The following is a 26,009-nucleotide window of genomic DNA, read 5'->3' on the forward strand; positions in this document are numbered from 1 at the left end:
TGCGGGGCAGCCGGTCAGAAATCGCGCCGCACTGTCTGGATCGCCCCGGCAATCGACAACTCTCGATTCTCCGCGGCCGCGTTGTCGTTCTCGTGGTGCCACGCAGCCGACAGGCAGCCATAGGCAATGGCATGATCGAGGATGGCGGACGGGGTCTGGCCAAGCGTCCTGGCAAAGATTTCGGCCATATGCGCGATACGGTGCGGATCGAGGCAGAGATCGTCGCGCTCGAGCGGATTGTAGAACATGTTGGCTGCATCGAAGCCGGGGTCGCCGAGCACGCCTTTCGGGTCGAAGGCGAGCCAGCCGCGCGGCCCGAACATGATGTTGTCATGGTGCAGGTCGCCATGCAGCGGCCTGATGTCATGCGGGTCGGCAAGCAGCCGCTCGGCGATGGCGGCCGCCTCGACATAGAGACTGGCATGCCCGGCCGCGCGATCTGCCTTGGCCTTCCTGAACAGGCTGAAGTATCGCGTCCGCAGCGGCTGAAGGTCCGGTGGGGCAGGGTGCTTTGACGGCGAGAACAGTCTTGCCATCACCTCGGCGGCGATCGCGGTGGCGGCATTGTCGCCCTGCTCGTCCAGCGCCTGCGACAGCAAGGTGTCGCCGGCATATTCGAGCAGCATGCGGTGACCGTCGCGGCCGAGCAGCCGCACCGCGCCTTCGCCGCGCCGCCAGGCTAGAAAATGCTCGCCGCGCAATTCGTCAGCGACATCGTCAAAGGGTTTCAGATCCTTGATGATCGCCGGCTGGCCGTCCTCGCGCAAAACCTTCCAGATGCGGCTGGAAAAGGTTTCGGCAATGAGTTCAGGCGCGCTGACCTTCCAGCGCTGCGGAAACTCCGACTTCTGCACTCAGCGCTTGATGCCGAGCATCAGGTCCATGTTCTGCACGGCCGCACCCGAGGCGCCCTTGCCGAGATTGTCGTAGACGGCGAGCAGCAGCGCCTGCGCCCGTTCGTCATTGGCGAACACGTAGACCTTCATCCGGTTCGTGCCGTTGTAGACTTCCGGATCGACCTCGGGGATGCGCTCAAGATGCGTATAGGGTGCGACTTCAACTACGCCGCCCTCGATTGCCGCGTAATGGTCGGCGATCGCGGCGTGAAGCTCCGCACCTGTCGGCACGCGGTCGAGGCCGCCGAGTTGCAGCGGCACCACCGTGATCATGCCTTGCGCGAAATTGCCGACCGCCGGCTGCATGATCGGGTCATGCGACAGCTTCGCATAGGTCCTGAGTTCCGGCACATGCTTGTGCTGGAGGGTGAGCCCATAGGGCAGGAATTCCGAGGCATCCTCGCCCTTGGCGACGTAGTCCTCGATCATCGGCCGGCCGCCGCCCGAATAGCCCGAAATGCCGTTGACGGTGACCGGGAAATCCGGCGGCAGCAGGCCTGCCGACACCAGTGGCCGCAGCGTCGCGATCGGCCCTTGCGGCCAGCAGCCCGGATTGGCGACGCGCTTCGCCGAAGCGATCTTCTTCGCCTGATCCTTGTCCATCTCGGCAAAGCCGTATTGCCAGCCCTCGGCGACGCGAAACGCGGTAGAGGCGTCGATCACCCTTGTGGTGTCGTTCTCGATCAGCGAAACGCTCTCCTTGGCGGCGGCATCCGGCAGGCACAGGATCGCGACATCGGCGGCATTGAGGAATTCGGCGCGGGCTGCCGTTTCCTTGCGGCGCTCGGTGGGGATCGAAATGATCTCGAGATCGCCGCGCTCGGCAAGCAGCGCCCTGATCTGCAGTCCGGTCGTGCCGTGCTCACCATCGATGAAGATTTTCGGTTTCATAGCCTGATCAAATTCCCCTGACATTTCAAAACTATATGCCGTGACCGTGATTCGCTGCGCCATGATTGCCGTTGTTCAGCTCTTCCTGACGAGCCTTCCGTTCGGCCACCAGGCCGAGATAGTGCATGGCGACCATCGAACCGGCGATTGCGGTTATATCGGCGTGATCGTAGGCTGGCGCAACCTCGACGACATCGGCGCCGACTATATCGACCTGGCCGAGCTGGCGCAGCGTCGACAGGATTTTGGCCGAGGATGGTCCGCCGGCGACCGGGGTTCCGGTGCCAGGCGCGAAGGCCGGGTCGAGGCAGTCTATGTCGAAGGTGAGGTAGGTCTTCCTGCCGCCGGTGCGATCGACGATGGCATAGGCGATGTCTGACGCCCGCATTTCCTCGATCTCGTGGCCGTAGAGGATCTTGATGCCGAATGTATCCGGCGCATGCGTGCGGATGCCGATCTGGATCGAACGGTCAGGGTCGATGATGCCTTCCTTGACGGCGCGGCCGACGAACGAACCGTGGTCGATGCGCTTGCCGTCATCAGGCCAGGTATCCTGATGGGCGTCGAACTGCACCAGCGCCAGTGGGCCGTGGATGGCGGCATGCGTCTTGAGCAATGGCCAGGTGACGAAATGGTCGCCGCCCAGCGACAACAGGAAGGCGCCTGATTTCAGGATCTTCGCCGCTTCGCGCTCGATCGTGCCGGGCGTCTTCTGGTGGTTGCCGCTGTCGAGCAGGCAATCGCCATAGTCGACCACCGCCAGGTGCTCGAACAGGTCGCGCGAGAACGGATATTGCGGGTCGTTGTCGAGGATGGCCGACGCGCGGCGGATCGCCTGCGGCCCGAAGCGTGCGCCAGGCCTGTTGGTGACGGCGGCGTCGAATGGAATGCCCCACACCACCGCGTCCGCGCCTTTCACGTCCTTCGTGTATCTGCGTCGCATGAACGACAGCGCGCCGGCATAGGTCGGCTCGAAGGATGCGCCCGTCTTGGAGCGGGCAGTGAAGGCGTGGTCGATGTTCTGGTTCGCCATTACGGATCCTCGGTTTGTCGGGCTGCCACAACTACAGAACCGGCACGCAACATGCCAGTCACAGTCTGGGGAGACGGAATGGCGCTCGCTGAGTGCCATGGCAGCACAGGATTTGTATCATCATGACGCAGGCCGCTTTGCTCAACCTTGCACCCGCTCCGGCAGCGACCCGGGCCGGCACGAAAGCGGGCGAGCGCTTCCTGGTGCTCGATTCCTGGCGCGGCATCTGCGCGCTGCTGGTGGCGCTGTTCCATTTCCCGACCAGCTCGATGATTTCGCAAAGCGCCTTCGTCGGCGGCTCCTATCTTTTCGTCGATTTCTTCTTTGTGCTGTCGGGCTTCGTCATCGCCAGCTCCTACGCCGACCGGCTGAACGAGCCGGACGAGGTCGCGCGCTTTGCGCTGGTGCGTTTCGGCCGCCTCTATCCGCTGCATCTTGTGATGCTCCTGGGCTTCGCCGCTTTCGAGATGCTGCGGCTGCTGCTGCCGCAATTGCGCGGCACGGGCGCCGCACCTTTCACCGGCGGCTTCGACATCAAAAGCCTGGTGACGAATCTCTTCCTGCTGCAAGGCATGGGCCTCGAGGATCATCTCTCCTGGAACGCGCCGAGCTGGAGCATCTCGGCCGAGTTCTTCACCTATCTCATGTTTGCCGGCGTTGTCTTCGTCGCAGGCCGGCGTGCCTGGATCTGGTTCGTCGCCGCCGCGCTCACCGCGCCTTTGTTCCTGCTTGCCTTCTCCAACAGGCATATAGACGTATCCTTCGATTTCGGCTTCATCCGCTGCCTTTACGGCTTTTCGCTTGGCGCGCTGCTGGCATGGTTTCAGCACGATTCCATTGCAGAGGCGCGACAGTCGCTGGCCGGCGGCCGTGCCCGGATGGCCTGGACATTGGCCGAGATCATAATGATTGCGGTGATCGGCCTCTTCGTCTCGCTGGCGGGAAGCAATGACGCTGGGATCGCGGCGCCCTTCGTGTTTGCGCTGGCGCTCTTTCTCTTTGCCCATGAAGGTGGGCTGGTCAGCGCCTTGCTACGCAGCCGGCCGATGCTGGTGCTGGGCGCGTTCTCCTACTCCATCTACATGGTCCACATCTTCGTGCAGGCGCGCATGATCAATGTCGCCGGACTGGTCGAGCGCAAGCTTGGTCTTGGGCTGGTCGGTGATATCACCGTACGAGGCGAGGCCGCGACCGGCTTCGGCGCCGCCTCGCCATGGTTTGGTTTCGCGGCAATCCTGGCGATGCTCGTTGCGGTCGTCGTTGCCTCTTGGGTTTCATGGCGTTTCGTGGAAATGCCGGCTCTGGCCTGGTTCCGCCGGCTCGCAAAGCGTATCTGAGGCGCTGCCGCGGCCGATCCGCTAGCCGGCTTCGTTCACCGGCCTGTCATGGGCATCGCCTATCCGGGGTCCGATCCGGAACGGAGCGATTCTCGATGCGAACGATCTGGCAGAGCCTTCTGTTTGCCGCAGGACTTGCCGCCTCTATTGGCCACGCCTCGGCCAGCGAAACCCGCGCCAGGCAGATCCTCGACCGCTTCGAGCACGCCAACCAGTGGCGCGACCATGTGCTGGTGGCGGCGCACCGGGCCGGCAGCATGCAGGCCGGCAAGACGCTTTACCCGGAAAATTCGATCGCCGCCGTGGAAGGCTCGATCGCCATGGGCGCCGAGATCGTTGAGGTCGACATAAGGCGTTCGAAGGACGGCGAATTCGTCGTCATGCATGACAGCTGGCTCGACCGCACGACGAATTGTAAGGGCGAGGCGGCCAACTACACCGTCGCGGAACTCAAGCGCTGCAGGCTCGTCATCGAAGGCACTGGCGCGGTCACCAATGAGACGGTCTCGACATTGCGCGAAATGCTGACGGTGACCAGGGACAAGATCCTGATCAACCTCGACAACAAGCTCGATGTTCAGGCTCTGCCGGGCATGATCGCGGTCGCCCGCGATCTCGGCATGGCCGATCAGGTCATCGTCAAGGAGAACCTTTGGAACCAGCAACGGATAGACAGCGTCAAGACGGCCCTGGCTCGGACCGGCGGCGGCTTCCAGTTCATGCCGATCATCGCCGACGACGCCGTGCATGACGCAGCCTTCGCCGAACAGGTCGGCAAGGCTTTTTCGCCCGGTGCGATCGAGCTCATCAACTGGCGGGCAGGGGCCGAGACTCTGACCGAGACTGGCGGTCCGTTGTTCAGCACCCGCATGCGCGCCGTGTCGGTGCGGGGTGGCTGGCACATCTGGGCCAACACCTACGCCATCGTCAACAAGCCGGGCGGTTTTCTCTCCGGTGGCCGTGGCGACGAGCTGGCGGTGCAGGCCAGCCTGCCAGCCGAGACCTACGGCTTCTGGGCCGAGCGCGGCGCCACCATCATCCAGACCGACGAGCCAAAGGCGGCGATCGGTTGGCTGGCGGCGAATGGTTTTCGCGTGCCCTATGCCGATGACGCAAGGCCGGCTGAGCCCGCCAACACGGCGAGCATCAACTAGAAACTAGACGCTGGCGCCATCACCCCACCCGGCGCTGCGCCGACCTCCCCCTCGAGGGGAGGTAGGGCGCCGCACCTTACATTCGGCCCATCGTTCCATCACCACTCGCCTGGTAAGGCCATGCAGCGGCGGGGAAACTGCCGCGACTTCCTACCTCCCCTTGATGGGAGGTCGCGCCGCAGGCGCGGGTGGGGTGACGGCCCAGCCCTCGAAGGTTGCTTTCAGGCGGCCATCGCCACGCCGTCCAATTCTCTGAGCGCATCCGCCGGCAGTGCGAGTTCGGCTGCAGCGAGGTTCTCCCGCAAATGCGCGACGGACGATGTGCCGGGGATCAGCAAGATGTTGGGTGCGCGGCGCAGCAGCCAGGCGAGCGCAACCTGCATCGGCGTGGCACCGAGGCGCGCCGCGACGTCCGACAAGGTCGACGACTGCAGCGGGTTGAAGCCTCCGAGCGGGAAGAACGGCACATAGGCGATGCCTTCGCGGCCAAGGTTGTCGATCAGGGCGTCGTCGCCGCGATGCGCCAGATTGTACTGGTTCTGCACGCAGACGATCTCGGCGATCCGGCGTCCTTGCGCGATCTGCGCCGACGTCACGTTGCTCAGTCCGATGTGCCTCACCAGGCCCTGCCGCTGCAACTCGGCCAGCACGGTTAGCGGCGCCTCGATCGAACCTTCGGCGGGGCCGTGGTTGTCGAACATGACCCTGAGGTTGACCACGTCCAGCACGTCGAGCCCGAGATTGTTGAGATTGTCGTGCACCGCCTGGGTCAGAGCTTCCGGCGAGAACGCCGGCAGCCATGATCCGTCAGCGCCGCGGCGGGCTCCTATCTTGGTGACGATGACGAGGTCGTCGGGGTAGGGCGCCAGCGCTTCGCGGATCAGCAGGTTGGTGACGTGCGGACCGTAGAAGTCGCTGGTGTCGATGTGGTCGACGCCGGATGCGACGGCTTCGCGCAGCACGGCCAGTGCCGCGTCGCGATCCCTGGGCGGGCCGAAGACGCCGGGGCCGGCGAGTTGCATGGCGCCATAGCCAAGCCGTTTCACGGAGTGGTCGCCGAGAGCAAATCTACCGGACTGGTCGATGCGGGACATGATCTATCTCCTTTTCAAGCAAAGCAGAGATAGGCGTTGGTCCGTGCCACGATAATCCGGTACAATCCGCACGGCTTGTGCAGGAATGCGAACAGTGAATGTCGACCTGGGTGATCTCCATGCCTTCCTGGCGGTCGCGCATGCCGGTGGTTTTCGCGAGGGTGCGCGTGCCAGCGGCGGCAGCGCATCGGGCCTGAGCGAGGCGGTCCGCCGCCTGGAGGCGCAACTCGGCGTCAGATTGTTCAATCGCACGACGCGCAGCGTCGCCTTGACCGACGCCGGTGCCGGTTTGCTGGCGCGGCTCGGCCCAGCCCTGAACGAGGTCGAGGCGGCACTCGATGTGGTGAACGGATTTCGCGATCGGCCGGCCGGCACGTTGCGCCTCAACGTACCGGTCAGCGCGGCGCGCCTAGTGCTGCCCGCAATCGTCCCGCAATTTCTCGCCGCCTATCCCGGCATCCGGCTGGAGGTGATCGCCGAAGAGGGCTTTGTCGACGTGCTGGCCGCCGGCTGCGACGCCGGCATCCGCTATGACGAGCGGCTGGAGCAGGACATGATCGCGGTGCCGATCGGACCGCGCGTGCAGCGCTTCGCTGCAGCCGCCAGCCGTTCCTATCTCGACCGCCATGGGAGACCAGAACATCCAGGCGACCTGCTCGGCCATGCTTGCCTGCGCGGTCGTTTCGCCAGCGGCGCGATGCCGCCTTGGGAGTTCGAGCGCGACGGCGAGATGGTGCGGGTCGATCCAACCGGGCCGCTTCTCGTGACCCTGGGCGGGGCTGCCGATCTCGCCGTCGATGCAGCCATCGCCGGCACCGGCATTGTCTGCCTCTTCGAGGACTGGCTTCGCCCTTACTTCGACAGCGGCGTGCTCGAACCGGTCCTCGAACCCTGGTGGCAGAGTTTTTCGGGACCGTTCCTCTACTATCCCGGCCGGCGCCTTGTCCCGGCGCCGTTGCGGGCGTTCATAGACTTCGTCAAGGACGGCGGGGCCTAAGGCACGCCAAAAGAAAAGGCCGCCCGGAGGCGGCCTTTGGATCGTCCAGACTTCGTAGCGCTTAGCGCTTCGAGAACTGGAACGAGCGGCGGGCTTTCGCCTTGCCGTACTTCTTGCGCTCGACGACGCGGCTGTCGCGGGTCAGGAAGCCGCCCTTCTTGAGCACGGAGCGCAGCGTCGGCTCGTAGTAGGTCAGCGCCTTGGAGATGCCGTGGCGCACGGCGCCGGCCTGGCCGGACAGACCGCCGCCGACAACGGTGGCGACGATGTCGTACTGGCCGGCGCGGTTGGCCGCGATGATCGGCTGGTTGAGGATCATCTGCAGGACCGGACGCGCGAAATAGGTCGCGAATTCCTTGTCGTTGACGACGATCTTGCCCGAACCCGGCTTCACCCAGACACGCGCGATGGCGTTCTTGCGCTTGCCGGTGGCATAGGCGCGGCCCGACTTGTCGAGCTTCTGGACATGGACGGGTGCAGCCGGCTGCGTATTGAGATTGCCGGTAGCCGTTCCGAGTTCTGCGAGCGAGGAAAGCTCAGCCATCTTACGAAGCCTTCTTGTTCTTGGCGTTCAGCGCGCCGACGTCGAGGGTGACGGGCTGCTGGGCGACATGCGGATGTTCCGTGCCTGCATAGACGCGGAGATTCTTCATCTGGCGACGGCCGAGCGGGCCACGCGGGATCATGCGTTCGACGGCCTTCTCGACGACACGCTCGGGGAAACGGCCCTCGAGCAGCTGGCGCGCGGTGCGCTCCTTGATGCCGCCGGGGTGGCCGGTGTGCCAGTAATAGACCTTGTCGGTGAACTTCTTGCCGGTGAACACCACCTTGTCGGCATTGATGACGATGACGTTGTCGCCGTCGTCGACATGCGGGGTGAAGGTGGGCTTGTGCTTGCCGCGCAGATGGTTGGCGATGACAGTGGCGAGGCGGCCGACGACGAGACCTTCGGCGTCGATCAGCACCCACTTCTTCACCACATCCGCAGGCTTCTGCGAAAAGGTTGGCATGGATTTATCGCTTTCGGTTTTGACCTTCCCCAAATGACAAGGAAAGGCGTTTCTTGTTGCTTGGATTGGTGACAGGCACTCGCCTGCCGCCAATAACAAAACGGCGGCCTTTGCGGGCCGCTGCTTCGTGTGGGCTTATAGGGGAGGGTCCTGTGCACGTCAAGGCGCATGAAAAGCGCGTCGACGCGCAAAATGTAGCAAAAACAATCGGTTGGTAAAAAGGTATTATTTTACCACATCGAAACGATCCTGCTAATGCTTTGCCTCAATTTCCTTGCGGGCCGCGCTGGACAGAAATGCAGATCGGGTTATGCCCCGTTCGCGCGCCGCGGCATCGATCGCTCGCAGAACGCCCCGCTCGAAAGTGACGTTTGCCCTGACCACGGCGCTGTCATTGTCGATCAGCGGCACCGAGACCAGATAGCCGCCTTCAGCGAGCGCACTGCGGATATCTGGAAGTGCAAGGACCGCTTCGTGGCTCGACGGCTCGGGAACGGGCATATCTTCCGCCCATAATTGCAGGGCCTCAACGGCATTCGGAACGATATCTTCTGCTTCGTCCGCAGCCGAAAAGCAGCCAGGAATGTCGGGAAAGCGGATGCCGAATGCGCTGTCGGGGTCTTTATCGACCAATGCGAAATAGTTTTTCATAATGGGTCTCCGGAGCGCTTCATCTTAGCCAGCCTGCTCTGCTTGGCGATCGCGCGAGCGGTGCCAGTTGGCAGATCCTTCTCGGGATGGGGGACAATCAGCACGATCGCGCCCTTGCGGAATTTGTGATGCGAGCCGCGCACGGAAATCAGCTCGAAACCTTCATCCTTGAGACGCTTCACGATCTTACGGCTGTCACGTTCCAGCAAAGGTCACCTATGCGTATATATATACACATCAAATAAAAATTCAATTGTCAGGACGACGCCCGCTTCGGCGGGATCGAATAGGTGCCCGTGGCATGTGCCACCGTCTGTCCGTCTGGTCCGGCGACGATATCGATGTCGAACACCATCAGGCTTTTGCCGAGCTTCAGGATGCGGCAGTGGCCGTCGATCGGCCCGGCCTCGGCCTTGCGGACAAAATTGATGTTGAGGTTGGTGGTCACCGAAAGGGCATCCGGCCCCGCATGCGAGAGCACGCAGACATAGCCGCCAATGTCGGCCAGCGTGAACAGCGACGGGCCCGACACGGTGCCGCCGGGGCGCAGATGCCGCGCGTCGGCATTGAGGCGCACCGTGCAGCCGCCGGGAAACACCTCGAGCGCCTGGTAGAAGGCAAACTGGTCGTTGAGTTGCGGGTAGACGGTTCCCATCAGCGCGTTGACTTCCGCCGCCGTCAGCACCGGTTTGAGATTGTCTTGGGCGGGCATTGGCGGTTTCCTACATGGAGCCGGTATGGGCTCAGCAACTGGTCCAATAGTCGGGGTCGAGAAAACACGCCTCGCAGCTTTTCTTCAATCGGCAGCGTGCTAGTTCTTTTGTTCCATGGCTCGCGAATCCACAGAGCGGACAAACAGAGCGGGCACACAGAGAGGATTGGACCCATGGCCGAAATCGTCGCCATCAAGCCGGTCGTCGCCGAAGGTCCGGTTGTCTCACAACAGGACAAGGGCGTGCTGCGGCTGACGCTCGCCAGCCCGCCGGCCAATGCCTTGTCGCTTGCGGTTATGGCGGCTTTGGCGGCCGAACTCGATCGCGCAAAGGCCGACAAATCCGTCCGCGTCATCATCCTGGCCGCGGCCGGAAAGGTATTCTGCGCCGGGCACGATCTCAAGGAACTGACCTTGCATCGCGCCGATGCCGACAAGGGCAAGGCGTTCTTCGAACAGACCTTCACCGCTTGCGCGGCGCTGATGCAGACGATCGTGCGCCACCCGAGGCCCGTCATCGCCGAGGTAGACGGCCTGGCCACCGCTGCCGGCCTGCAGCTGGTCGCCAGCTGCGACCTCGCCATCGCCTCGCATGAGGCGACCTTCTGCACGCCCGGCGTCAACATCGGCCTGTTCTGCTCGACGCCGATGGTGGCGCTGTCGCGCAACGTCTCGCGCAAGCATGCCATGGAAATGCTTCTGACCGGCGAGACAATCGATGCGGCGACGGCCAAGGAGTTCGGCCTCGTCAACCGCATCGTGCCGCGCGAATATCTGTATCAGATTGTCACCAAATACGCGCAAACCATTGCTTCCAAATCATCTTTGGTGGTCAAGACCGGTAAGGAAGCCTTCTACGCACAGGCCGAGATGGGATTGGCGGACGCCTATGCCCATACCGGCCGCGTCATGGTGGAGAACATGCTGGCGCGCGACGCCGAGGAAGGCATCGGCGCCTTCATCGGTAAGCGCAAACCGGAATGGAAAGAGGACTAGGATGGCTCGGATTGGTATTTTTGTTCCCGGGACGCTTAAGCGCATGAGCCTCCACGATCCGATCGACGCAACTTATTTTGCGTACGAAATGGACGGTCGCCGGCTGCTGCAAATAAATACGTCAGGCCGGAAAGATCGAGAGATTCCCGACAAAGTGAGCCAATCCATGCAGCTTGATCAGGACTCTGCGGCACAGCTTTTCTCAATCCTCAAAAGTCACTTTGGCTTCAAATAAATGGAACCGCGCATCTCCATCATCACCATCGCCACCGACGATCTCGACCGCGCCGCACGCTTTTACGAGGCGATGGGGCTCAAGCGCCATGCCGGAATCACCGATGGCGTCGCCTTCTTCCAGATGGGCGGCGCCATTCTCGGCCTGTTCCCACGCGCCAGCGCCGAGGAGGATTCGGGCGTCACCTTCGCCGGGGCACCGTCGGCGGTCTACCTTGCCTACAACACCCGCTCCGACGCCGAGGTCGACGAGGTGCTTGCCATGGTCGAGAAGGCCGGCGGCCGTATCGTCAAGCCGGCAGGCCGCGCCTTCTGGGGCGGCTGGTACGGCTATTTCGCCGATGCCGACGGGCATGTCTGGGAAGTGGCACACAATCCGGCCTTTCCGATCGCGGAAGACGGCTCGATTTCCCTGCCGGCCTGACCGCATCCGCATGGCGCCTCGCAAGCAACTGACGCGGCTGAAGGCGCCCTACCTCAAGCGCACCGTGCTCGAACCGGCACGGGTAGCGGACTGGGAAAAATACCCGTGGAACCTACCGATCTTCCGTGAGCGCGAATTCCAGCTCGAATTCACCACGCCGATCACCATCATCGTCGGCGAGAACGGCACTGGCAAATCGACGCTGCTGGAGGCAATCGGCGCGCTGGCCGGTTACGACGAGGCCGGCGGCGGCAAGGGCTACAGGCCGGTCGATCATACCGCCGCTATCGACAAGAGTGGCGCGGCGCTTGCCGACACGCTACGCGGCCACTGGCTGCCCAAGGTCACCGCCGGCTGGTTCTTTCGCGCCGAATCCTTTTACTCCGTGGCCCGCTACCTCGACCAGGCGGCGCTGGACTCTGGTGGGGCGCCACCGGATTTCCTGTCGTGGTCGCATGGCGAGGGCTTTATCCGCTTCTTCGAGGAGCGCTGCCGCCGGCAAGGCATCTACATCCTCGACGAGCCCGAAAGCGCGCTTTCGCCGACCCGGCAGATCGAACTGCTCAAGCTGCTCAGGCGGATGGACCGATCAGGCACGGCGCAGGTGCTCATGGCGACGCATTCGCCGCTGCTGATGGCCTGTCCCGGCGCGCGTCTCTTCCGCATTAGCCGCTTCGGGCTCGATCCGGTCGATTTTCAGGATACCGACCATTTCCGCATGATGCGCAATTTCTGCAACGATCCGGATGGTTTTCTCACCGAGGCGTTGTATGAGGACGAGGCATGAACCACGACAGCTACGACAATGCCTACATCGGCGGCATCCTCAATTCGGTGAAGACCATCGCCATGGTCGGCGCGTCGCCCAACGACGTGCGGCCAAGCTTTTTCGTGCTGAAATACCTTTTAGCCAAGGGGTTCTCGGTGTTCCCGATCAATCCGGGACATGCCGGCAAGGAGATCCTCGGCCGGACGGTCTATGCAAGGCTCGCCGATCTCCCTGAACCCATCGACATGGTCGACATCTTTCGCGGTTCAGCGGCCGTGCCTGGCGTTATCGAAGAGGTGTTGCGGCTCGACCCCTTGCCGAAAGTCCTCTGGATGCAGCTTGGCGTGCGCCATGACGAGGCCGCCGCGCGCGCCGAGGCCGCCGGCATGAAAGTGGTGATGAACCGCTGCCCCAAGATCGAATACGGCAAGCTGTCCGGCGAGATCGGCTGGACCGGCGTCAACTCGGGCGTGCTGTCGTCGAAGAAGCCGCTGATGCGCCAGGGATTCCAGAGTTTTGGCGTTCGCCAGAAGTAGAAGCAAAATTATTCCGTAGGCACATTTTCTCGCTCACCGGGCGCCGATCGCTCGCCGAAAGGCATTTTCTTCTTTGCATTCGCAAGCGCGCTTCGCCAAGAATGCCCGGCGATTTTGAGAGATTTCAAAGGGAGGTTTTAGATGACCCGTACGCCCGGTTTCAACACGCTCGCCGTTCATGCCGGCGCCAAGCCTGATCCGGCGACGGGGGCACGGGCGACCCCGATCTACCAGACCACCTCCTATGTCTTCGACGATGCCGATCATGCCGCCTCGCTGTTCGGGCTGAAGGCGTTCGGCAATATCTACACCCGCATCATGAACCCGACGCAGGCGGTGCTCGAGGAACGCGTCGCAGCACTCGAGGGCGGCACAGCGGGGCTTGCGGTCGCATCGGGTCATGCCGCGCAGATCCTGGTGTTTCACAACCTCATGCAGCCGGGCGACAATTTCGTCGCCGCGACAAGGCTTTACGGCGGCTCGATCAACCAGTTCGGTCATGCTTTCAAGAATTACGGCTGGCAGGTGCGTTGGGCCGACACGGACGACGTCTCGACCTTCGAGAGCCAGATCGACGACAGGACCAAGGCGATCTTCATCGAGAGCCTGGCCAATCCGGGCGGCGTCTTCGTCGACATCGAGAAGATCGGCGACATCGCCCGCAAGCACGGCCTGCCGCTGATCGTCGACAACACGCTGGCGTCGCCCTATCTGGTGCGGCCGATCGAGCATGGCGCCGACATCATCGTCCATTCGCTGACCAAGTTCATCGGCGGCCACGGCAATTCGATCGGCGGCGCCATCGTCGACGGCGGCACCTTCGACTGGTCGAAGTCGGGCAAATATCCGATGCTGTCGGAGCCACGCCCCGAATATGGCGGCATCATCCTGCACGAGACCTTCGGCAATTTCGCCTTCGCCATCGCCGCGCGCGTGCTCGGCCTGCGCGACATCGGTCCGGCGATCTCGCCTTTCAACGCCTTCCTGATCCTGACCGGGCTGGAAACCCTGCCGCTGCGCATGCAGCGCCACTGCGACAACGCCGTGACGGTTGCCGGCTGGCTCTCCAACCACCCCAAGGTCGCCTGGGTGAACTATCCTGGCCTGCCCAGCGACAAGAACAACGCCCTGCAGAAGAAGTACTCGCCGCTCGGCGCCGGTGCCGTCTTCACCTTCGGTCTCAAGGGCGGCTATGCGGCGGGCGTCAAATTCGTCGAGGCGCTCGAACTGTTCTCGCACCTTGCCAACGTCGGCGACACCAAATCGCTGGTCATCCACCCGGCCTCGACCACGCATCGCCAGCTTTCCGACGAGCAGAAGGTCAAGGCGGGCGCCGGGCCCGACACGGTCAGGCTTTCTATCGGCATCGAGGATGTCAACGACATCGTCGCCGATTTGGAACAGGCGCTGGACAAGGTCTGAGATCATGACCACGCCGAACTTTCTGTCCGTCGATATCGACAGCGTCGAGCCGGAAGCCGGTGCGCCGGCGCCGGATCGTCTGATCTCGGGCGATCCGAAATTCCGCACCTGGAACGTCGAGGAGCGCGACGGCGATCTCTATGCCGGCATCTGGGAATCGACGCCGGGCAAATGGCGCATCGTCTATGACGAGTGGGAGTTCTGCCACATCCTGTCGGGCATTTCCGTCATCGCCGAGGAGGGTGGCGAAGAGCGCACTGTCAGGGCCGGCGACAGCTTCGTGCTCCGGCCCGGTTTCAAGGGTAGCTGGGAAGTGCTCGAAACCACCCGCAAGGAGTATGTGATCAAGCTTTGACGGCCTGTCGGCGGATCAGAGCAGGCGGTCGATATCGCTGCCGGAAAATCCGTATTCGCCCATCATCTCCCGATGCCATGTGCTTCCCAGCAGGTGGCCAAGACAGGAATCGATGCGTTGAAGCCGCGCCGCATTGCCCTTGGCCAGCGCGAAAGCGCCGGCCGCCGGTTGCTTTTCCTCTGCCGGAACGTTGATGACCGCGAGATCTGCCTCGGGGTGCCTGCCCAGATAGCCGCGATGCGCCATGGCGACGCTGGCATAGGCATGCACCGCACCGGCCGCAACGGCGTCAGCCGCTTCGGCCTGCGTGGCGAAGATCCTGATGCGCTCGGACGGAACATTGTTTTGCAGGGCTGTCTGATGCTGGACCTGGCCTGAGATGACGCCAATCAGGGCCGACGGGTCCCGGGCGACAGACCTGTAACCGTCGAACGCGTGCGGATTGCTTTTCGCCACCAGCAGCCCGTCCTGCAGGACCCAGATCGGCCGCGAGAAATCGACGAGTTTTTTGCGTTCGTCCGAAATGAACAGTCCCGTGGTCATGTCCCACCGGCCCGAGGCGAGCCCGGGAAGCAGCTCGGCGAACTCTGTCTCGATAGGTGAAAAGCTCTCCAGTTCCAACAGCTGGCAAACCTTGTCGGCGAGCATGGCGTCGCAGCCCCCCAGAACCGCCGATGCGTCGGTGAAGCAGAAGGGCGGCTCCTGCAGGAACGCGAATCTCATTGTCTCAATCATCTGGTCCTGTCGCTGGTCAGAAAGCCACCGCGAGCCTTTCCAGCCCATGGAAATGAAAGGTGTCGCGGAAGCGCGGCTCATCCGCAAGGTGGAGCCGGGGCTGTCGTTCGAACAAGGTCTTCAGCGACACCTGCAATTCCAGCCTCGCCAGAGGCGCGCCGATGCAGAAATGGATGCCGGCGCCGAACGAGACGTTCTTCTGGTCCCCGCGTCCGGGCCGGAAAGCGCCAGGTTCGGCAAAGGCCAGGGGATCGTGATTGGCCATGCCGAGCAGCAGCGCGATCTTGTCGCCAGGCTTGAGCAAGATCCCGGGCCCGGCCTCGATCTCCTCATAGGCATAGCGCAGGAACATATGCAGCGGCGCGTCGAAGCGCAGGCATTCCTCCACCGTTGCCGCAGTCGCGTCCGGCGTGGTGAAGAAGCGGCTGGGGTCACCGCCTTGCGCCAGGATCGAACGCACGGCATTGCCGGTCTGGTGCACGGTCGCCTCATGGCCGGCATTGAGCAGCAGGATGGCCGAGGACACCAGTTCGTCCTCCGACAGTTTTTGGCCGTCCTCCTGCGCCGCGATCAGCAGCGACAACAGGTCGTCGCCCGGCTGCTTACGTCGCTCGGCGACATAGCCGCGCAAAAAGTCGGAAAAGTCGCGCGCGGCGCGATTGGCTGTCTCCTCGGTCTCACGCGTGCGGCCATGCATGTACATGGCAACCATCTGGTGCGACCAGTCGAGCAGCTGCGGCCCCATCTCGACCGGCACGCCGAGCATTTCGGCAATGATGGTGATCGGCAGGGGCGAAGCGAAGGACGGCAGCAGGTCGACTCCATCAGGCTCGAACCGGTCGATCAACTCGTTGGCTAAAGCCTCGACGCGCGGCCGGAGCCGCTCGACCTGGCGCGAGACGAAGGCGCGGTTGACCAGCGTCCTGAGCCTGGTGTGCACCGGCGGCTCGAGCTCCAGCATCGAATTCGCCTCGATGCCGTCGAAGGCGCGGAGATGCGAGCGGTCAGCACCGACGCCGCGGCTGTCGGGAATGCCGGCCGGGTTCTGGCGGCCGAAGAGGCGGTCGCGCAGCAGGCGGTTGACGTCGTCGAAGCCGCCAAAGCACCAGAAGCCGTAATCCTCCCAGAAGAAGGCACTCGATGCGCCATGCAGGAAGGCATAGGTCTCGTATGGGTTCTGGAAGAACGCCGGTTCATGCGGATCGAGCTGCAGGCGGCGGCTGGCTGGATCAAACGCGAGATAGGAAGGCATCAATTCGGTCATGCCAGATGATTAGCGCGCCTTGCCTGCCCGCTGCCAGACCGTATGTTGGCGCCTGGCAACCCAATGTATTGCGCCAGAAGAAGCGGCTGCGGAAGGATGGTTTCGATGAACGTGATTGTGGTCGGTGCGGGCATTGCCGGGCTTTCGACGGCATGGTCGCTGGTCAAGGCCGGCCACAGCGTCTCGATCGTCGAGCAGGGGCCGATCCCCAATCCGCTCGCCGCGTCAGGCGACCATCACCGCGTCATACGTCGCGCCTACCGTGCCGGAACCGGCTATGGCCGATTGATCACCGAAGCCTATGAGGCCTGGGACGAGATGTGGGCCGATCTCGGCGAAATCCATCTCGATCCCAGGGGTTTCCTCTGCATCTCGCGCGAGCCGGGCGACGAGGCCGCGGAATACCGCGAAGGTCTGGAGGAGGGGAGTTTTCCGTTCGCATTGTTCGAGCCTGACGCTGCGGTCGAGCGCTGGCCGTTCCTCGAGCCCAAATCGTTCCGCTACGCCTATTTCTCGACGGAAGGCGGCGCCCTGCATTGCCGCAGGATCGCCTCGGGTCTCGCGGCATGGCTGCGCGCCAACGGCGCCAACATCTATGAACACAGCAAGGTGACGGAGGTCGACGCCGAGGCCGGCCGCATCGTGCTGGCCTCTGGCGAGACCATGCAGGCCGACCGCATCGTTGTCGCGGCCGGCGCCTGGGTGTTGAAACTGTTTCCGGAACTCGGCGGCGAACTGAAGACTTTTCGCACCGCGCTCGCCTATGTCGAACCGCCGGCGGATCTGAAAGCGACCTGGGAGGCGGCCCCCGTCGTCCTCGACGTTGGCGGCACCACCGACGGCTATATTATCCCGATCTCGCGTGGCGCCGGCATGAAATTCGGCTCCGGCCTGCATAGGGTGCCGACCAGCGACGCCGACTGGAACCGCGAGCCGGTGCCGGGCGAGGGGGAGGCGATCCGCAACCTGTTCTCGCCGCCCATCGCCCGCATCGAAGAGTACAAGGTGACCGAGGTCGTCACCTGCGCTTACACCTTCACCGCCGACGAGAAGTTTCTGGCGCATGAGAAGGGCAAATGCCTGATCGTCTCGGCCTGCTCCGGCCATGGCTACAAATTCGGTGCGGCGGTCGGCCGGCGCGTGGCGGCGGCAGTCGGCGACGGCGACATTGCCGGCCTGAAGAATTGGCTGCGGGCTGAGGTGGCTTGAACCGCACCAGGTCGAAAACGCATAGCGGCTCAGCGATTGAGTTCGTCGGCGGCGGCAACGACTTCGGACACAATCGCCCGCACGTCTTCTGATTTCGTCCGGTGATTGACGAAACACGCCCGCAGCGCGAAATGGCCATTGATCGTCGCATTCGACAGATACACCCGGCCGCGTGCGTTGACACGTCGCAAGATCGCTTCGTTATCTTTCGAAAGGTGACGGAAACAGACCGCGCTGAGTGGCACGGGCGCAAGCAATTCCAGCTCCGGATGCGACGCGATTGTCTGCGCAAGCATCTGAGCATGATGGAGATCGCGCGCCGATGGCTTCGCGGAAAGCACGGCGCCCGTGATACTGCAGCGACATCCAGAGCTTCAATGCGCGGAACCGTCGCGAAAGCTCGATCGACTCCTCGAAAAAAGCAAATGCCTCCTCAGGAGCTTGGCTGAAAATCTTCACATAGTCCCCACTGTGCGAAAAGGCTTCGCGCGCAATGTTCCGATCTCGATAGAGGAGACAGCCGCAATCGAGTGGCTGATACAGCCATTTATGCGCATCGAGCGACAGCGAATCCGCCAAGGACAATCCCTGGAATTTTTCCGGCACCGCCAAGGCTGCCAGTCCTCCATAGGCGCCATCGACATGTAGCCACAGGTCTTCCTTGTGGGCGATGTCCGCAATTTCGCTGAGCGGATCGATCGCGCCGGTGGCGACCGCACCGACAGTGGCCACGATGGCGATGGGGGTGTTTCCCGACTTCCGGTCGTCGGCAATGGCGGCCTCGAGCGCGTCCATCCGCATCCTGAGTTCGCCGTCGACAGGAATCAGCCGAAGGTTCTTTCTGCCGATGCCCAGCAGCGCGACAGCCTTCGGAATGGACATGTGCACTTGCGCGGACGCATAGATCACGCAGGGCCGCATACCCGTTTCGTTGGCTGGAAGCTTGGCTTCACGCGCCATCGCCAGTGCCATGAGGTTGGCCGCCGACCCGCCGCCGCACAGGCTGCCTGCGAATCCGTCGCAGCCGACCGCTTGTGCCAACCATCCGATGACGGCGCGCTCTATCGATGTCGCAGCCGGCGCTGACCGCCATGACGTGACATTCTGATTGAGTACCGCAGCGAACAATTCTCCCAGCGCCCCAACAGGTTCGCCTGACCCGACCACGTAGCCGAAGAACCTGCCAGTGGAAGGTCGCGCATGCGAGGCGATCATCTTGAAATCCCGCAGGACGTCGCGGCCCCGCCCTTCCTCCGGCCATGACTGCGAGAAGAGTTCGGCGGTTTGTTTTCCGCTGGTTGATGGATATGCCGGGAGTCCCTCAAGGGAACTCCAATAGCTTTTGGCAAGCCCCAGCGCTTCTTCCGCCAAGTCTGATAGTTCTTGATTGGAAATTTCCAGTTCGCGCATGCAGCTCAACCGAAGTTCCGCTGCCATGCAGGCTATCCTCCTGGTTGAAGTCCAGCAATCCGGATTCTCGAATGCCTACCGTGATGCATGCGAGGTCACAATCTAATCCAGGCAGTGCTTTGCAATATGCACGCGCCGCCACTTGGTGGAGCCTTCTCGCACCAGCACCCGGCGCGCTACCTTCTGGTATGAAGGTGCAACCTCGGTGATGCGGCGTCGTTCCGGTCGCACCAGTACTTCTCGGGCGACACTTTCATATTCAGCCGGAAGGACCACGCGCCGCGTGCGCTCGGGCTCGACGACCACCGTTTCGGCAACGCGCGCATATCGCGCCTTGCGCCAGACCTTGCACAGCACCTTGCGGCCGTGGATGACGCGCCACTCCCAGGCATAGCCGCCATCGTCGACCTTGACCGTGTGGTAGATGGTACGCGTGAGGGCCGGCACGACTTCATAGGTGACGCGAGGCGGCGCGATCAGCTCCACACTCTCGCGCGTGCCGTAGATTGGCGGATCGTAGTCGACCAGCTGCCCGCCAGGGCTCACCATCACGTCCTCATAGACGGTGTCGTAGAGGGCCGGCCTGTGCTCTGGTTCATAACATTCAAGCGCGCGGCCGCCGGCCGCGGTTTCGGACGCGGTGGCAAGGATTGCAAGGCTGGCAACGGCGAGCGATGCAGGACTTTTCCGGATCATGACACTCCCCCTTCGCGAACTCTTGGTACAGTTCAACGCAGAAGTGTAGCGCAAGGCGCATCGCGAGGAAGTGTTTTTGCCGCGTTTCGTTAAGCGGCGCGGTTAAGGAATTGCTACCGGCGGCCGGCCGCAATTCCTTGCGCTCAACGCTTGATTCGACTTAACCAGATGGCTAGGAGGGGCGGCCTTGCGCTAGGGTGAGCCGGCATCCTATTTACAACGTAACCGTCAAGAACCGATTCTGCCCGACTTGCTCATCTCCCGGCGCCGGAATCCCATCTCCAAAAAGGGATAGTCATGAAGAACCCCGTCGAAACCTACATGAACCTCGTTCCGATGGTGGTCGAACAGACCAATCGCGGCGAGCGGGCCTACGACATTTTCTCGCGCCTGCTGAAAGAGCGCATCATCTTCATCACCGGTCCGGTGGAGGACGGCATGGCGACGCTGGTTTGTGCACAGCTTTTGTTCCTCGAGGCCGAGAACCCGAAGAAGGAAATCAACCTCTACATCAATTCGCCGGGCGGTGTCGTCACCTCGGGCATGGCGATCTACGACACCATGCAATTCATCAAGCCGGCGGTGTCGACGCTGTGCATCGGTCAGGCCGCCTCGATGGGCTCGCTGCTGCTTTGCGCCGGCCAAAAGGACATGCGCTTTGCCACGCCGAACGCCCGCATCATGGTTCACCAGCCTTCCGGCGGCTTCCAGGGCCAGGCGTCCGACATCGAGCGCCATGCCCAGGACATCATCAAGCTGAAGCGCCGTCTCAACGAGGTCTATGTCAAGCACACCGGCAAGAGCTACGATGAGATCGAAAAGACGCTCGACCGCGACCATTTCATGACCGCCGACGAGGCCAAGGATTTCGGCCTCATCGACAAGGTGATTTCGACGCGCGAACCGGTCGAAGGTGTTGCCGCATAAGCCCGCAATGGCAGCTGGATGGCGGGGATAACGCGCTTTTGGTACGCTTTGCGGCATTTCGGCCACAATTGGCTGTTCCCTCGACGGTTGGGATTGCCTACGTTAAGGCTATGTTGATTTTCGACGGCTTAGCTTTGCGTGGGGTTTGTGCGAATCATTGCGACGTTTTCTGATTTGTGTTTCGTTCGGAATACGTTGTGTGAGTTGGGACACTGGCGGCGGCGAATTCCCGCGATAGATTGAATTATGCGCCCTTTCAGCCAGACCATCGGCGGGCGGCCATGAAAGGACTGGAAAATGAGCAAGGTCGGCAGCAACGGCGGCGATTCCAAGAACACGCTCTATTGCTCGTTTTGCGGCAAAAGCCAGCACGAAGTGCGCAAGCTGATCGCCGGTCCGACGGTCTTCATCTGCGACGAGTGCGTCGAACTCTGCATGGACATCATCCGCGAGGAGAACAAGACCTCGATGGTGAAGTCGCGCGAAGGCGTGCCGACACCGCAGGAGATACTCAAGGTCCTCGACGACTACGTCATCGGCCAGCCCTACGCCAAGCGCGTGCTGTCGGTGGCCGTCCACAACCATTACAAGCGCCTCGCGCATGCCGGCAAGAACAACGACGTCGAGCTGGCCAAGTCCAACATCCTTTTGATCGGCCCGACCGGTTGCGGCAAGACGCTGCTGGCGCAGACGCTCGCCCGCATTATCGACGTTCCCTTCACCATGGCCGACGCCACGACGCTGACCGAGGCCGGTTACGTCGGTGAGGACGTCGAGAACATCATCCTGAAGCTGCTGCAGTCGGCCGACTACAATGTCGAGCGCGCCCAGCGCGGCATCGTCTACATCGACGAGATCGACAAGATCTCGCGCAAGTCCGACAACCCCTCGATCACCCGCGACGTGTCGGGCGAGGGCGTGCAGCAGGCGCTGCTGAAGATCATGGAAGGCACCGTCGCTTCGGTGCCGCCGCAGGGCGGCCGGAAGCATCCGCAGCAGGAATTCCTGCAGGTCGACACCGCCAACATCCTGTTCATCTGCGGCGGCGCCTTCGCCGGGCTGGACAAGATCATTTCGGATCGCGGCAGAAAAACCTCGATCGGCTTCGGCGCCATCGTCGCTTCGCCCGAGGATCGCCGCACCGGCGACGTTTTCCGCCTGGTCGAGCCCGAGGATCTGCTGAAGTTCGGTCTCATTCCCGAGTTTGTCGGCCGTCTGCCGGTCCTGGCGACGCTGGAAGACCTCGACGAGCCGGCACTGATCCAGATCCTGACCGAGCCGAAGAATGCGCTGGTCAAGCAGTATCAGCGCCTGTTCGAGATGGAGAATGTCGACCTGACCTTCCACGAGAACGCGCTGTCGGCGATCGCCAAGCGCGCCATCGAGCGCAAGACCGGCGCGCGCGGCCTGCGCTCGATCATGGAAGCGATCCTGCTCGACACCATGTTCGAGCTGCCGGCTCTGGAAGGCGTGCGCGAAGTGGTTATTTCGGAAGAGGTGGTGTCCGGCAACGCCCGGCCGCTCTACATCTATTCCGAGCAGAAGGAAAAGAAGGGCAACGTCAGCGCGTAGCCTCTTCGACGACCAACTGTTTTTGATTTGGACGGCGCCTGTGGGCGCCGTTTCTTATTGAAAATTGCAAGGGCTGGCGCGTGCAACGTTGGGTCGCATTTGAAGCCGGAAATTTGCGAGATATTATCCCGGCGTCGCTAAGCTCTCGGCGGCAGGGGGGCTTGCGGATGGTGTCGGGAATCCTTGACGTTAGGCCGGTTACGGACGACGACGCGTCGTCGACGACCGCAGCGCAGGTCAGGGCCCAGGCTGAAGCGCGGGGTGGCTCGCCCGATGATATGGCCCTGCGCGCGGCATCCTATTACGAACTCTACAGAAGCGCCGGTCGCAGCTTCCCCTTTGCGATAATCGCTTCGCATGGAGCCTTATGGGCGTACTGGTATCTCAAGCTGGCCGATGTCGCGGCGAGAGTCCTTGCGGTGATTGATGTCACCTCGATTTTGTCCCATGCGGAACGTGTCGCCTCCTACGACAGGTTCGTCGACAAGTTTCGTGAAATCAATCGCGTAGTGTTCATAGAGACCTGGGTTGCGTTGCATTTGTTGCGGCTTGATCGAGACCATCCGCATCTGGTCGATCGCATGCCGGAGCCGCTCCGGCATGCAATCGCCGATGCGCAGAACCTGGGTCGCGAGCCGAATGATGAAGACAAGCGCCGCCTCTTTGAAGACTATTTCAGGTGGGAGCAGGTCGTTGTCGTGGGGCCAATGGTTCAGGCTGCAGTCGATGAATTTCATTGGGAATTGGCGAGATGGTTCTGCCGCCGTCCCTGGGTATGGTTCTCTTATTTCCGGGTTGGCAAGGCGCTGGTATTCCGGGATTTTACGGATGCGGAAGAACGCACGCAAAAGGGTCTTGCGGCATTCGATTGGGCAGCGCGCAAGGGCTGGGGAAAGATCGAGTCCAATCTCCTGCGCAATCCGCTCTTTCCGGGGCCCGTGCAGGTACCAGTGGTTGATTGATGACGCTAGGTTGCCCGTCTGGACTGGATTTTTCTGACCGCGCCGCAACGCCGCCTTGATGTTGCGCCCTTTTTGTTGCGGATGGGCCGCCTTGCAACGAACGAACGGATCGCAATACGGAGGAACCGGCGGTGTTAACCCTTGATCTTTGTCCCTTGTGCATCCAACTAACAACAGAAGGCCGCGGTGCCAAATTCTGTGCTGTAAAACTCCCGTCACAAACGGTGGTAGGCGGAACGACCGCCGGTCGCTAATATGAGATTCGCGGTTGGCCGTTTGGTGGCCGCGACATGAAAGGTTGGACAATGGCCAAATTATCAAAGGCTCCCAGCGACGGCGTCTTCGCAGTCCTCCCGCTGCGCGACATCGTGGTGTTCCCGCACATGATCGTTCCGCTCTTCGTCGGGCGCGAAAAGTCGATCAAGGCGCTGGAAGAGGTGATGGGTCAGGAAAAGCAGATCCTGCTGGCGACCCAGATGAATGCCGCAGACGACGATCCCGAGCCCGATGCCATCTTCGATATCGGCACGCTCGCCAACGTGCTGCAACTGCTGAAACTTCCCGATGGTACCGTGAAGGTGCTGGTCGAGGGCGCTTCGCGCGCGAAGATCGTGTCGTTCACAGACCGTCCCGACTTCCATGAGGCCCGTGCTTCGGCGCTGGTCGAGCCGGAAGAGGAAGAGGTCGAGATCGAGGCGCTGGCGCGTTCGGTCGTCACCGACTTCGAGAATTACGTCAAGCTGAACAAGAAGATCTCGCCCGAAGTGGTTGGCGCCGCCAGCCAGATCGACGATTATTCCAAGCTCGCCGACACGGTCGCCTCGCATCTCGCCATCAAGATCCCCGAGAAGCAGGAGATGCTGGCCACGCTTTCCGTCAAGGAGCGGCTGGAAAAGGCGATGGGCTTCATGGAAGCCGAGATCTCCGTCCTGCAGGTGGAGAAGCGCATCCGCTCGCGCGTCAAGCGCCAGATGGAGAAGACCCAGCGCGAGTACTACCTCAACGAGCAGATGAAGGCGATCCAGAAGGAGCTCGGCGAAGGCGAGGACGGCCGCGACGAGGCCGCCGAGATCGAGGCGCGCATCAAGAAGACCAAGCTCTCCAAGGAGGCCCGCGAGAAGGCGGAAGCTGAACTGAAGAAGCTGAGGACGATGTCGCCGATGTCGGCTGAATCGACCGTCGTGCGCAACTATCTCGACTGGATCCTGTCGATCCCGTGGGGCAAGAACTCCAAGGTCAGGCATGACCTGGCTTTCGCGCAGAACGTGCTCGACACCGACCATTTCGGCCTCGACAAGGTCAAGGACCGCATCGTCGAGTATCTCGCCGTGCAGAGCCGCCAGAAGAAGCTGAAGGGGCCGATCCTATGCCTCGTCGGCCCTCCCGGCGTCGGCAAGACCTCGCTCGGCAAGTCGATCGCCAAGGCGACCGGCCGCGAGTTCATCCGCATGGCGCTGGGCGGCGTGCGCGACGAGGCCGAGATCCGTGGTCACCGGCGCACCTATATCGGCTCGATGCCCGGCAAGGTCATCCAGTCGATGAAGAAGGCCAAGAAGTCCAACCCGCTCTTCCTGCTCGATGAGATCGACAAGATGGGCCAGGATTTCCGCGGCGATCCGTCGTCGGCCTTGCTCGAAGTGCTCGATCCCGAGCAGAACTCGACGTTCATGGACCATTACCTCGAGGTCGAATACGACCTGTCGAGCGTGATGTTCGTGACGACGGCGAATACGCTGAACATCCCTGCGCCCTTGATGGACCGCATGGAGATCATCCGTATCGCCGGCTATACCGAGGACGAGAAGATCGAGATCGCCAAGCGGCACCTGATGCCGAAGGTGATCCGCGATCACGCGCTGCAGCCGAAGGAATTCTCCGTCGGCGAGGACGCGATCCGCGGCATCATCCAGACCTACACCCGCGAAGCGGGCGTCAGGAGCCTGGAGCGCGAGCTGATGAAGCTCGGACGCAAGGCGGTGACCGAGATCCTGAAGACGAAGAAGAAGACGGTGAAGATCACGGCGGACAATCTCGCCGACTATCTCGGTGTTCCCCGCTTCCGCTTCGGCCAGGTTGAGGCCGACGATCAGGTTGGTGTCGTCACCGGTCTTGCCTGGACGGAAGTCGGCGGCGAGCTGCTGACTGTCGAAGGCGTCATGATGCCCGGCAAGGGCCGCATGACGGTGACCGGCAATTTACGCGACGTGATGAAGGAATCGATCTCGGCGGCGGCCTCCTATGTCCGCTCGCGGGCCATCGATTTCGGCATTGAGCCGCCGCTGTTCGACAAGCGCGACATCCACGTCCACGTGCCGGAGGGCGCAACCCCGAAGGACGGGCCGTCGGCCGGCGTGGCGATGGCGACCGCGATCATATCTGTCCTGACCGGCATTCCGATCAAGGCCGATGTCGCGATGACCGGCGAGATCACGCTGCGCGGCAGGGTGCTGCCGATCGGTGGTCTGAAGGAGAAGCTGCTGGCCGCGCTGCGCGGCGGCATCAAGAAGGTGCTGATCCCGGAAGACAACGCCAAGGACCTGGCGGAGATTCCGGACAATGTGAAGAACGGCATGGAAATCATTCCGGTCTCACGCGTCGGCGAGGTGCTGCGTCATGCGCTGGTGCGCATGCCGGAGCCGATCGAGTGGGTCGAACCGGTCAACCCGCCGGCCGCCGCCGATACGACGGACGATGCCGGAAAGTCGCTTGCACATTAGTTTTAG

Annotated in this window: 29 protein-coding genes; 15 read left to right on the forward strand and 14 right to left on the reverse strand. The window is 62.4% G+C overall.

Going from position 1 to position 26,009, the window contains the following annotated elements; genetic code table 11:
- Window positions 1-14: 14 nt before the first annotated feature.
- From ACFX5Q_RS11690 to speB, 3 genes are read right to left on the reverse strand one after another with little or no spacing between them, the layout of a single operon-like run.
- On the reverse strand, window positions 15-854 hold the full coding sequence (locus tag ACFX5Q_RS11690) for an aminoglycoside phosphotransferase family protein (protein ID WP_404277853.1): 840 nt from the start codon (window positions 852-854) through the stop codon (window positions 15-17).
- Complete coding sequence (gene argC, locus ACFX5Q_RS11695; RefSeq protein WP_404277855.1) at window positions 855-1,787, reverse strand: N-acetyl-gamma-glutamyl-phosphate reductase; 933 nt, start codon at window positions 1,785-1,787, stop codon at window positions 855-857. It lies immediately after the preceding gene.
- A 31-nt stretch (window positions 1,788-1,818) separates the two neighbouring features.
- Entirely contained in the window at window positions 1,819-2,820 is a 1,002-nt protein-coding gene (speB, locus tag ACFX5Q_RS11700; RefSeq protein ID WP_404277857.1) for an agmatinase, read from the reverse strand.
- 122 nt (window positions 2,821-2,942) lie between these two features.
- Between speB and ACFX5Q_RS11705 the strand changes: the two genes are divergently transcribed.
- Together ACFX5Q_RS11705 and ACFX5Q_RS11710 are read left to right on the forward strand one after the other, a co-directional pair.
- The gene (locus tag ACFX5Q_RS11705) at window positions 2,943-4,157 is read left to right on the forward strand and encodes an acyltransferase family protein (RefSeq protein WP_404277859.1); all 1,215 of its coding nucleotides are present in this window, start codon (window positions 2,943-2,945) and stop codon (window positions 4,155-4,157) included.
- Window positions 4,158-4,252: 95 nt separating this feature from the next.
- Complete coding sequence (locus ACFX5Q_RS11710; RefSeq protein WP_404277861.1) at window positions 4,253-5,311, forward strand: glycerophosphodiester phosphodiesterase family protein; 1,059 nt, start codon at window positions 4,253-4,255, stop codon at window positions 5,309-5,311.
- 221 nt (window positions 5,312-5,532) lie between these two features.
- On the opposite strand, the gene ACFX5Q_RS11715 is transcribed toward ACFX5Q_RS11710, so the two are convergent.
- Window positions 5,533-6,405 carry an aldo/keto reductase family oxidoreductase gene (locus ACFX5Q_RS11715; RefSeq protein ID WP_404277863.1) on the reverse strand — a complete coding sequence of 291 codons (873 nt, stop codon included), beginning with the start codon at window positions 6,403-6,405 and terminating at the stop codon, window positions 5,533-5,535.
- A 94-nt stretch (window positions 6,406-6,499) separates the two neighbouring features.
- Here ACFX5Q_RS11715 and ACFX5Q_RS11720 point away from each other — a divergent pair, with 94 nt between their 5' ends.
- Window positions 6,500-7,402 (forward strand): LysR substrate-binding domain-containing protein, encoded by a 903-nt coding sequence (locus ACFX5Q_RS11720; protein WP_404277865.1) that lies wholly within the window; start codon window positions 6,500-6,502, stop codon window positions 7,400-7,402.
- 61 nt (window positions 7,403-7,463) lie between these two features.
- Here the strand turns inward: ACFX5Q_RS11720 and rpsI are convergent, their stop codons facing one another.
- From rpsI to ACFX5Q_RS11745, 5 genes are all read right to left on the reverse strand, one after another.
- On the reverse strand, window positions 7,464-7,946 hold the full coding sequence (gene rpsI, locus ACFX5Q_RS11725; protein ID WP_404277867.1) for a 30S ribosomal protein S9: 483 nt from the start codon (window positions 7,944-7,946) through the stop codon (window positions 7,464-7,466).
- A gap of 1 nt (window position 7,947) precedes the next feature.
- Entirely contained in the window at window positions 7,948-8,412 is a 465-nt protein-coding gene (gene rplM / locus ACFX5Q_RS11730) for a 50S ribosomal protein L13 (RefSeq protein ID WP_006201860.1), read from the reverse strand.
- Between the two features lie 252 nt (window positions 8,413-8,664).
- Window positions 8,665-9,063, reverse strand: coding sequence for a type II toxin-antitoxin system HicB family antitoxin (locus ACFX5Q_RS11735; RefSeq protein ID WP_192179027.1), 399 nt, complete (start codon window positions 9,061-9,063; stop codon window positions 8,665-8,667).
- Window positions 9,060-9,272, reverse strand: coding sequence for a type II toxin-antitoxin system HicA family toxin (locus tag ACFX5Q_RS11740; RefSeq protein ID WP_404277870.1), 213 nt, complete (start codon window positions 9,270-9,272; stop codon window positions 9,060-9,062). The genes ACFX5Q_RS11735 and ACFX5Q_RS11740 overlap by 4 nt, the downstream gene beginning before the upstream one ends.
- Before the next feature lie 47 nt (window positions 9,273-9,319).
- Window positions 9,320-9,775 carry a PaaI family thioesterase gene (locus ACFX5Q_RS11745; RefSeq protein ID WP_404277872.1) on the reverse strand — a complete coding sequence of 152 codons (456 nt, stop codon included), beginning with the start codon at window positions 9,773-9,775 and terminating at the stop codon, window positions 9,320-9,322.
- 174 nt (window positions 9,776-9,949) lie between these two features.
- Between ACFX5Q_RS11745 and ACFX5Q_RS11750 the strand changes: the two genes are divergently transcribed.
- The 7 genes from ACFX5Q_RS11750 to ACFX5Q_RS11780 all read left to right on the forward strand — a co-directional run bounded on the left by ACFX5Q_RS11750 (window position 9,950) and on the right by ACFX5Q_RS11780 (window position 14,511).
- Window positions 9,950-10,771: an enoyl-CoA hydratase gene (locus tag ACFX5Q_RS11750; RefSeq protein ID WP_404277874.1), complete on the forward strand. Its 822-nt coding sequence runs from the start codon at window positions 9,950-9,952 to the stop codon at window positions 10,769-10,771.
- A gap of 1 nt (window position 10,772) precedes the next feature.
- The gene (locus tag ACFX5Q_RS11755; RefSeq protein WP_404277876.1) at window positions 10,773-11,006 is read left to right on the forward strand and encodes a hypothetical protein; all 234 of its coding nucleotides are present in this window, start codon (window positions 10,773-10,775) and stop codon (window positions 11,004-11,006) included.
- On the forward strand, window positions 11,007-11,429 hold the full coding sequence (locus ACFX5Q_RS11760) for a VOC family protein (RefSeq protein WP_404277878.1): 423 nt from the start codon (window positions 11,007-11,009) through the stop codon (window positions 11,427-11,429).
- A gap of 10 nt (window positions 11,430-11,439) precedes the next feature.
- Window positions 11,440-12,216, forward strand: coding sequence for an AAA family ATPase (locus ACFX5Q_RS11765; RefSeq protein WP_404277880.1), 777 nt, complete (start codon window positions 11,440-11,442; stop codon window positions 12,214-12,216).
- Entirely contained in the window at window positions 12,213-12,734 is a 522-nt protein-coding gene (locus ACFX5Q_RS11770; RefSeq protein ID WP_404277882.1) for a CoA-binding protein, read from the forward strand. The genes ACFX5Q_RS11765 and ACFX5Q_RS11770 overlap by 4 nt, the downstream gene beginning before the upstream one ends.
- 141 nt (window positions 12,735-12,875) lie before the next feature.
- Window positions 12,876-14,156, forward strand: a complete 1,281-nt coding sequence (locus ACFX5Q_RS11775; protein ID WP_404277884.1) for an O-acetylhomoserine aminocarboxypropyltransferase — start codon at window positions 12,876-12,878, stop codon at window positions 14,154-14,156.
- 4 nt (window positions 14,157-14,160) lie between these two features.
- Window positions 14,161-14,511, forward strand: coding sequence for a cupin domain-containing protein (locus tag ACFX5Q_RS11780; RefSeq protein ID WP_404277886.1), 351 nt, complete (start codon window positions 14,161-14,163; stop codon window positions 14,509-14,511).
- 15 nt (window positions 14,512-14,526) lie between these two features.
- Here ACFX5Q_RS11780 and ACFX5Q_RS11785 read toward each other — a convergent pair whose 3' ends face one another.
- Together ACFX5Q_RS11785 and ACFX5Q_RS11790 are read right to left on the reverse strand one after the other, a co-directional pair.
- Window positions 14,527-15,294 carry a transporter substrate-binding domain-containing protein gene (locus ACFX5Q_RS11785; protein ID WP_404277888.1) on the reverse strand — a complete coding sequence of 256 codons (768 nt, stop codon included), beginning with the start codon at window positions 15,292-15,294 and terminating at the stop codon, window positions 14,527-14,529.
- Window positions 15,263-16,510, reverse strand: coding sequence for a cytochrome P450 (locus ACFX5Q_RS11790; protein ID WP_404277890.1), 1,248 nt, complete (start codon window positions 16,508-16,510; stop codon window positions 15,263-15,265). Before ACFX5Q_RS11790 ends, ACFX5Q_RS11785 begins: the two co-directional genes overlap by 32 nt.
- A gap of 105 nt (window positions 16,511-16,615) precedes the next feature.
- On the opposite strand from ACFX5Q_RS11790, the gene ACFX5Q_RS11795 reads away from it, so the two are divergent.
- Entirely contained in the window at window positions 16,616-17,719 is a 1,104-nt protein-coding gene (locus ACFX5Q_RS11795) for an NAD(P)/FAD-dependent oxidoreductase (protein ID WP_404277892.1), read from the forward strand.
- A gap of 29 nt (window positions 17,720-17,748) precedes the next feature.
- Here the strand turns inward: ACFX5Q_RS11795 and ACFX5Q_RS11800 are convergent, their stop codons facing one another.
- The 3 genes from ACFX5Q_RS11800 to ACFX5Q_RS11810 all read right to left on the reverse strand — a co-directional run bounded on the left by ACFX5Q_RS11800 (window position 17,749) and on the right by ACFX5Q_RS11810 (window position 19,825).
- Complete coding sequence (locus ACFX5Q_RS11800) at window positions 17,749-17,910, reverse strand: hypothetical protein (protein ID WP_404277894.1); 162 nt, start codon at window positions 17,908-17,910, stop codon at window positions 17,749-17,751.
- 10 nt (window positions 17,911-17,920) lie between these two features.
- Complete coding sequence (locus tag ACFX5Q_RS11805) at window positions 17,921-19,156, reverse strand: pyridoxal phosphate-dependent decarboxylase family protein (RefSeq protein ID WP_404277896.1); 1,236 nt, start codon at window positions 19,154-19,156, stop codon at window positions 17,921-17,923.
- 75 nt (window positions 19,157-19,231) lie between these two features.
- Complete coding sequence (locus tag ACFX5Q_RS11810; RefSeq protein ID WP_404277898.1) at window positions 19,232-19,825, reverse strand: hypothetical protein; 594 nt, start codon at window positions 19,823-19,825, stop codon at window positions 19,232-19,234.
- A 297-nt stretch (window positions 19,826-20,122) separates the two neighbouring features.
- Here ACFX5Q_RS11810 and clpP point away from each other — a divergent pair, with 297 nt between their 5' ends.
- The 4 genes from clpP to lon all read left to right on the forward strand — a co-directional run bounded on the left by clpP (window position 20,123) and on the right by lon (window position 26,003).
- Window positions 20,123-20,752, forward strand: a complete 630-nt coding sequence (clpP, locus tag ACFX5Q_RS11815) for an ATP-dependent Clp endopeptidase proteolytic subunit ClpP (protein WP_192179015.1) — start codon at window positions 20,123-20,125, stop codon at window positions 20,750-20,752.
- A 297-nt stretch (window positions 20,753-21,049) separates the two neighbouring features.
- On the forward strand, window positions 21,050-22,324 hold the full coding sequence (gene clpX / locus ACFX5Q_RS11820) for an ATP-dependent Clp protease ATP-binding subunit ClpX (protein ID WP_120015555.1): 1,275 nt from the start codon (window positions 21,050-21,052) through the stop codon (window positions 22,322-22,324).
- Window positions 22,325-22,491: 167 nt separating this feature from the next.
- A complete protein-coding gene (locus ACFX5Q_RS11825) occupies window positions 22,492-23,286 on the forward strand; it encodes a hypothetical protein (RefSeq protein WP_404277901.1) in 795 nt (264 codons plus the stop codon).
- A gap of 305 nt (window positions 23,287-23,591) precedes the next feature.
- A complete protein-coding gene (gene lon, locus ACFX5Q_RS11830; RefSeq protein ID WP_404277903.1) occupies window positions 23,592-26,003 on the forward strand; it encodes an endopeptidase La in 2,412 nt (803 codons plus the stop codon).
- Window positions 26,004-26,009 lie beyond the last annotated feature (6 nt).

Origin of the sequence: Mesorhizobium sp. IMUNJ 23033, from assembly GCF_044778005.1 — a bacterium.
GTDB classification, from domain to species: domain Bacteria; phylum Pseudomonadota; class Alphaproteobacteria; order Rhizobiales; family Rhizobiaceae; genus Mesorhizobium; species Mesorhizobium amorphae_A.

Bases quoted from the DNA above. Each gene is read 5' to 3' on its own strand.
- argC (WP_404277855.1), bottom strand. From the start codon at position 1,787: ATGAAACCGAAAATCTTCATCGATGGTGAGCACGGCACGACCGGACTG.
- speB (WP_404277857.1), bottom strand. From the start codon at position 2,820: ATGGCGAACCAGAACATCGACCACGCCTTCACTGCCCGCTCCAAGACG.
- ACFX5Q_RS11705 (WP_404277859.1), top strand. From the start codon at position 2,943: ATGACGCAGGCCGCTTTGCTCAACCTTGCACCCGCTCCGGCAGCGACC.
- ACFX5Q_RS11710 (WP_404277861.1), top strand. From the start codon at position 4,253: ATGCGAACGATCTGGCAGAGCCTTCTGTTTGCCGCAGGACTTGCCGCC.
- ACFX5Q_RS11715 (WP_404277863.1), bottom strand. From the start codon at position 6,405: ATGTCCCGCATCGACCAGTCCGGTAGATTTGCTCTCGGCGACCACTCC.
- rpsI (WP_404277867.1), bottom strand. From the start codon at position 7,946: ATGGCTGAGCTTTCCTCGCTCGCAGAACTCGGAACGGCTACCGGCAAT.
- rplM (WP_006201860.1), bottom strand. From the start codon at position 8,412: ATGCCAACCTTTTCGCAGAAGCCTGCGGATGTGGTGAAGAAGTGGGTG.
- ACFX5Q_RS11735 (WP_192179027.1), bottom strand. From the start codon at position 9,063: ATGAAAAACTATTTCGCATTGGTCGATAAAGACCCCGACAGCGCATTC.
- ACFX5Q_RS11745 (WP_404277872.1), bottom strand. From the start codon at position 9,775: ATGCCCGCCCAAGACAATCTCAAACCGGTGCTGACGGCGGCGGAAGTC.
- ACFX5Q_RS11750 (WP_404277874.1), top strand. From the start codon at position 9,950: ATGGCCGAAATCGTCGCCATCAAGCCGGTCGTCGCCGAAGGTCCGGTT.
- ACFX5Q_RS11755 (WP_404277876.1), top strand. From the start codon at position 10,773: ATGGCTCGGATTGGTATTTTTGTTCCCGGGACGCTTAAGCGCATGAGC.
- ACFX5Q_RS11760 (WP_404277878.1), top strand. From the start codon at position 11,007: ATGGAACCGCGCATCTCCATCATCACCATCGCCACCGACGATCTCGAC.
- ACFX5Q_RS11765 (WP_404277880.1), top strand. From the start codon at position 11,440: ATGGCGCCTCGCAAGCAACTGACGCGGCTGAAGGCGCCCTACCTCAAG.
- ACFX5Q_RS11770 (WP_404277882.1), top strand. From the start codon at position 12,213: ATGAACCACGACAGCTACGACAATGCCTACATCGGCGGCATCCTCAAT.
- ACFX5Q_RS11775 (WP_404277884.1), top strand. From the start codon at position 12,876: ATGACCCGTACGCCCGGTTTCAACACGCTCGCCGTTCATGCCGGCGCC.
- ACFX5Q_RS11780 (WP_404277886.1), top strand. From the start codon at position 14,161: ATGACCACGCCGAACTTTCTGTCCGTCGATATCGACAGCGTCGAGCCG.
- ACFX5Q_RS11785 (WP_404277888.1), bottom strand. From the start codon at position 15,294: ATGGGCTGGAAAGGCTCGCGGTGGCTTTCTGACCAGCGACAGGACCAG.
- ACFX5Q_RS11790 (WP_404277890.1), bottom strand. From the start codon at position 16,510: ATGACCGAATTGATGCCTTCCTATCTCGCGTTTGATCCAGCCAGCCGC.
- ACFX5Q_RS11795 (WP_404277892.1), top strand. From the start codon at position 16,616: ATGAACGTGATTGTGGTCGGTGCGGGCATTGCCGGGCTTTCGACGGCA.
- ACFX5Q_RS11805 (WP_404277896.1), bottom strand. From the start codon at position 19,156: ATGGCAGCGGAACTTCGGTTGAGCTGCATGCGCGAACTGGAAATTTCC.
- ACFX5Q_RS11810 (WP_404277898.1), bottom strand. From the start codon at position 19,825: ATGATCCGGAAAAGTCCTGCATCGCTCGCCGTTGCCAGCCTTGCAATC.
- clpP (WP_192179015.1), top strand. From the start codon at position 20,123: ATGAAGAACCCCGTCGAAACCTACATGAACCTCGTTCCGATGGTGGTC.
- clpX (WP_120015555.1), top strand. From the start codon at position 21,050: ATGAGCAAGGTCGGCAGCAACGGCGGCGATTCCAAGAACACGCTCTAT.
- ACFX5Q_RS11825 (WP_404277901.1), top strand. From the start codon at position 22,492: ATGGTGTCGGGAATCCTTGACGTTAGGCCGGTTACGGACGACGACGCG.
- lon (WP_404277903.1), top strand. From the start codon at position 23,592: ATGGCCAAATTATCAAAGGCTCCCAGCGACGGCGTCTTCGCAGTCCTC.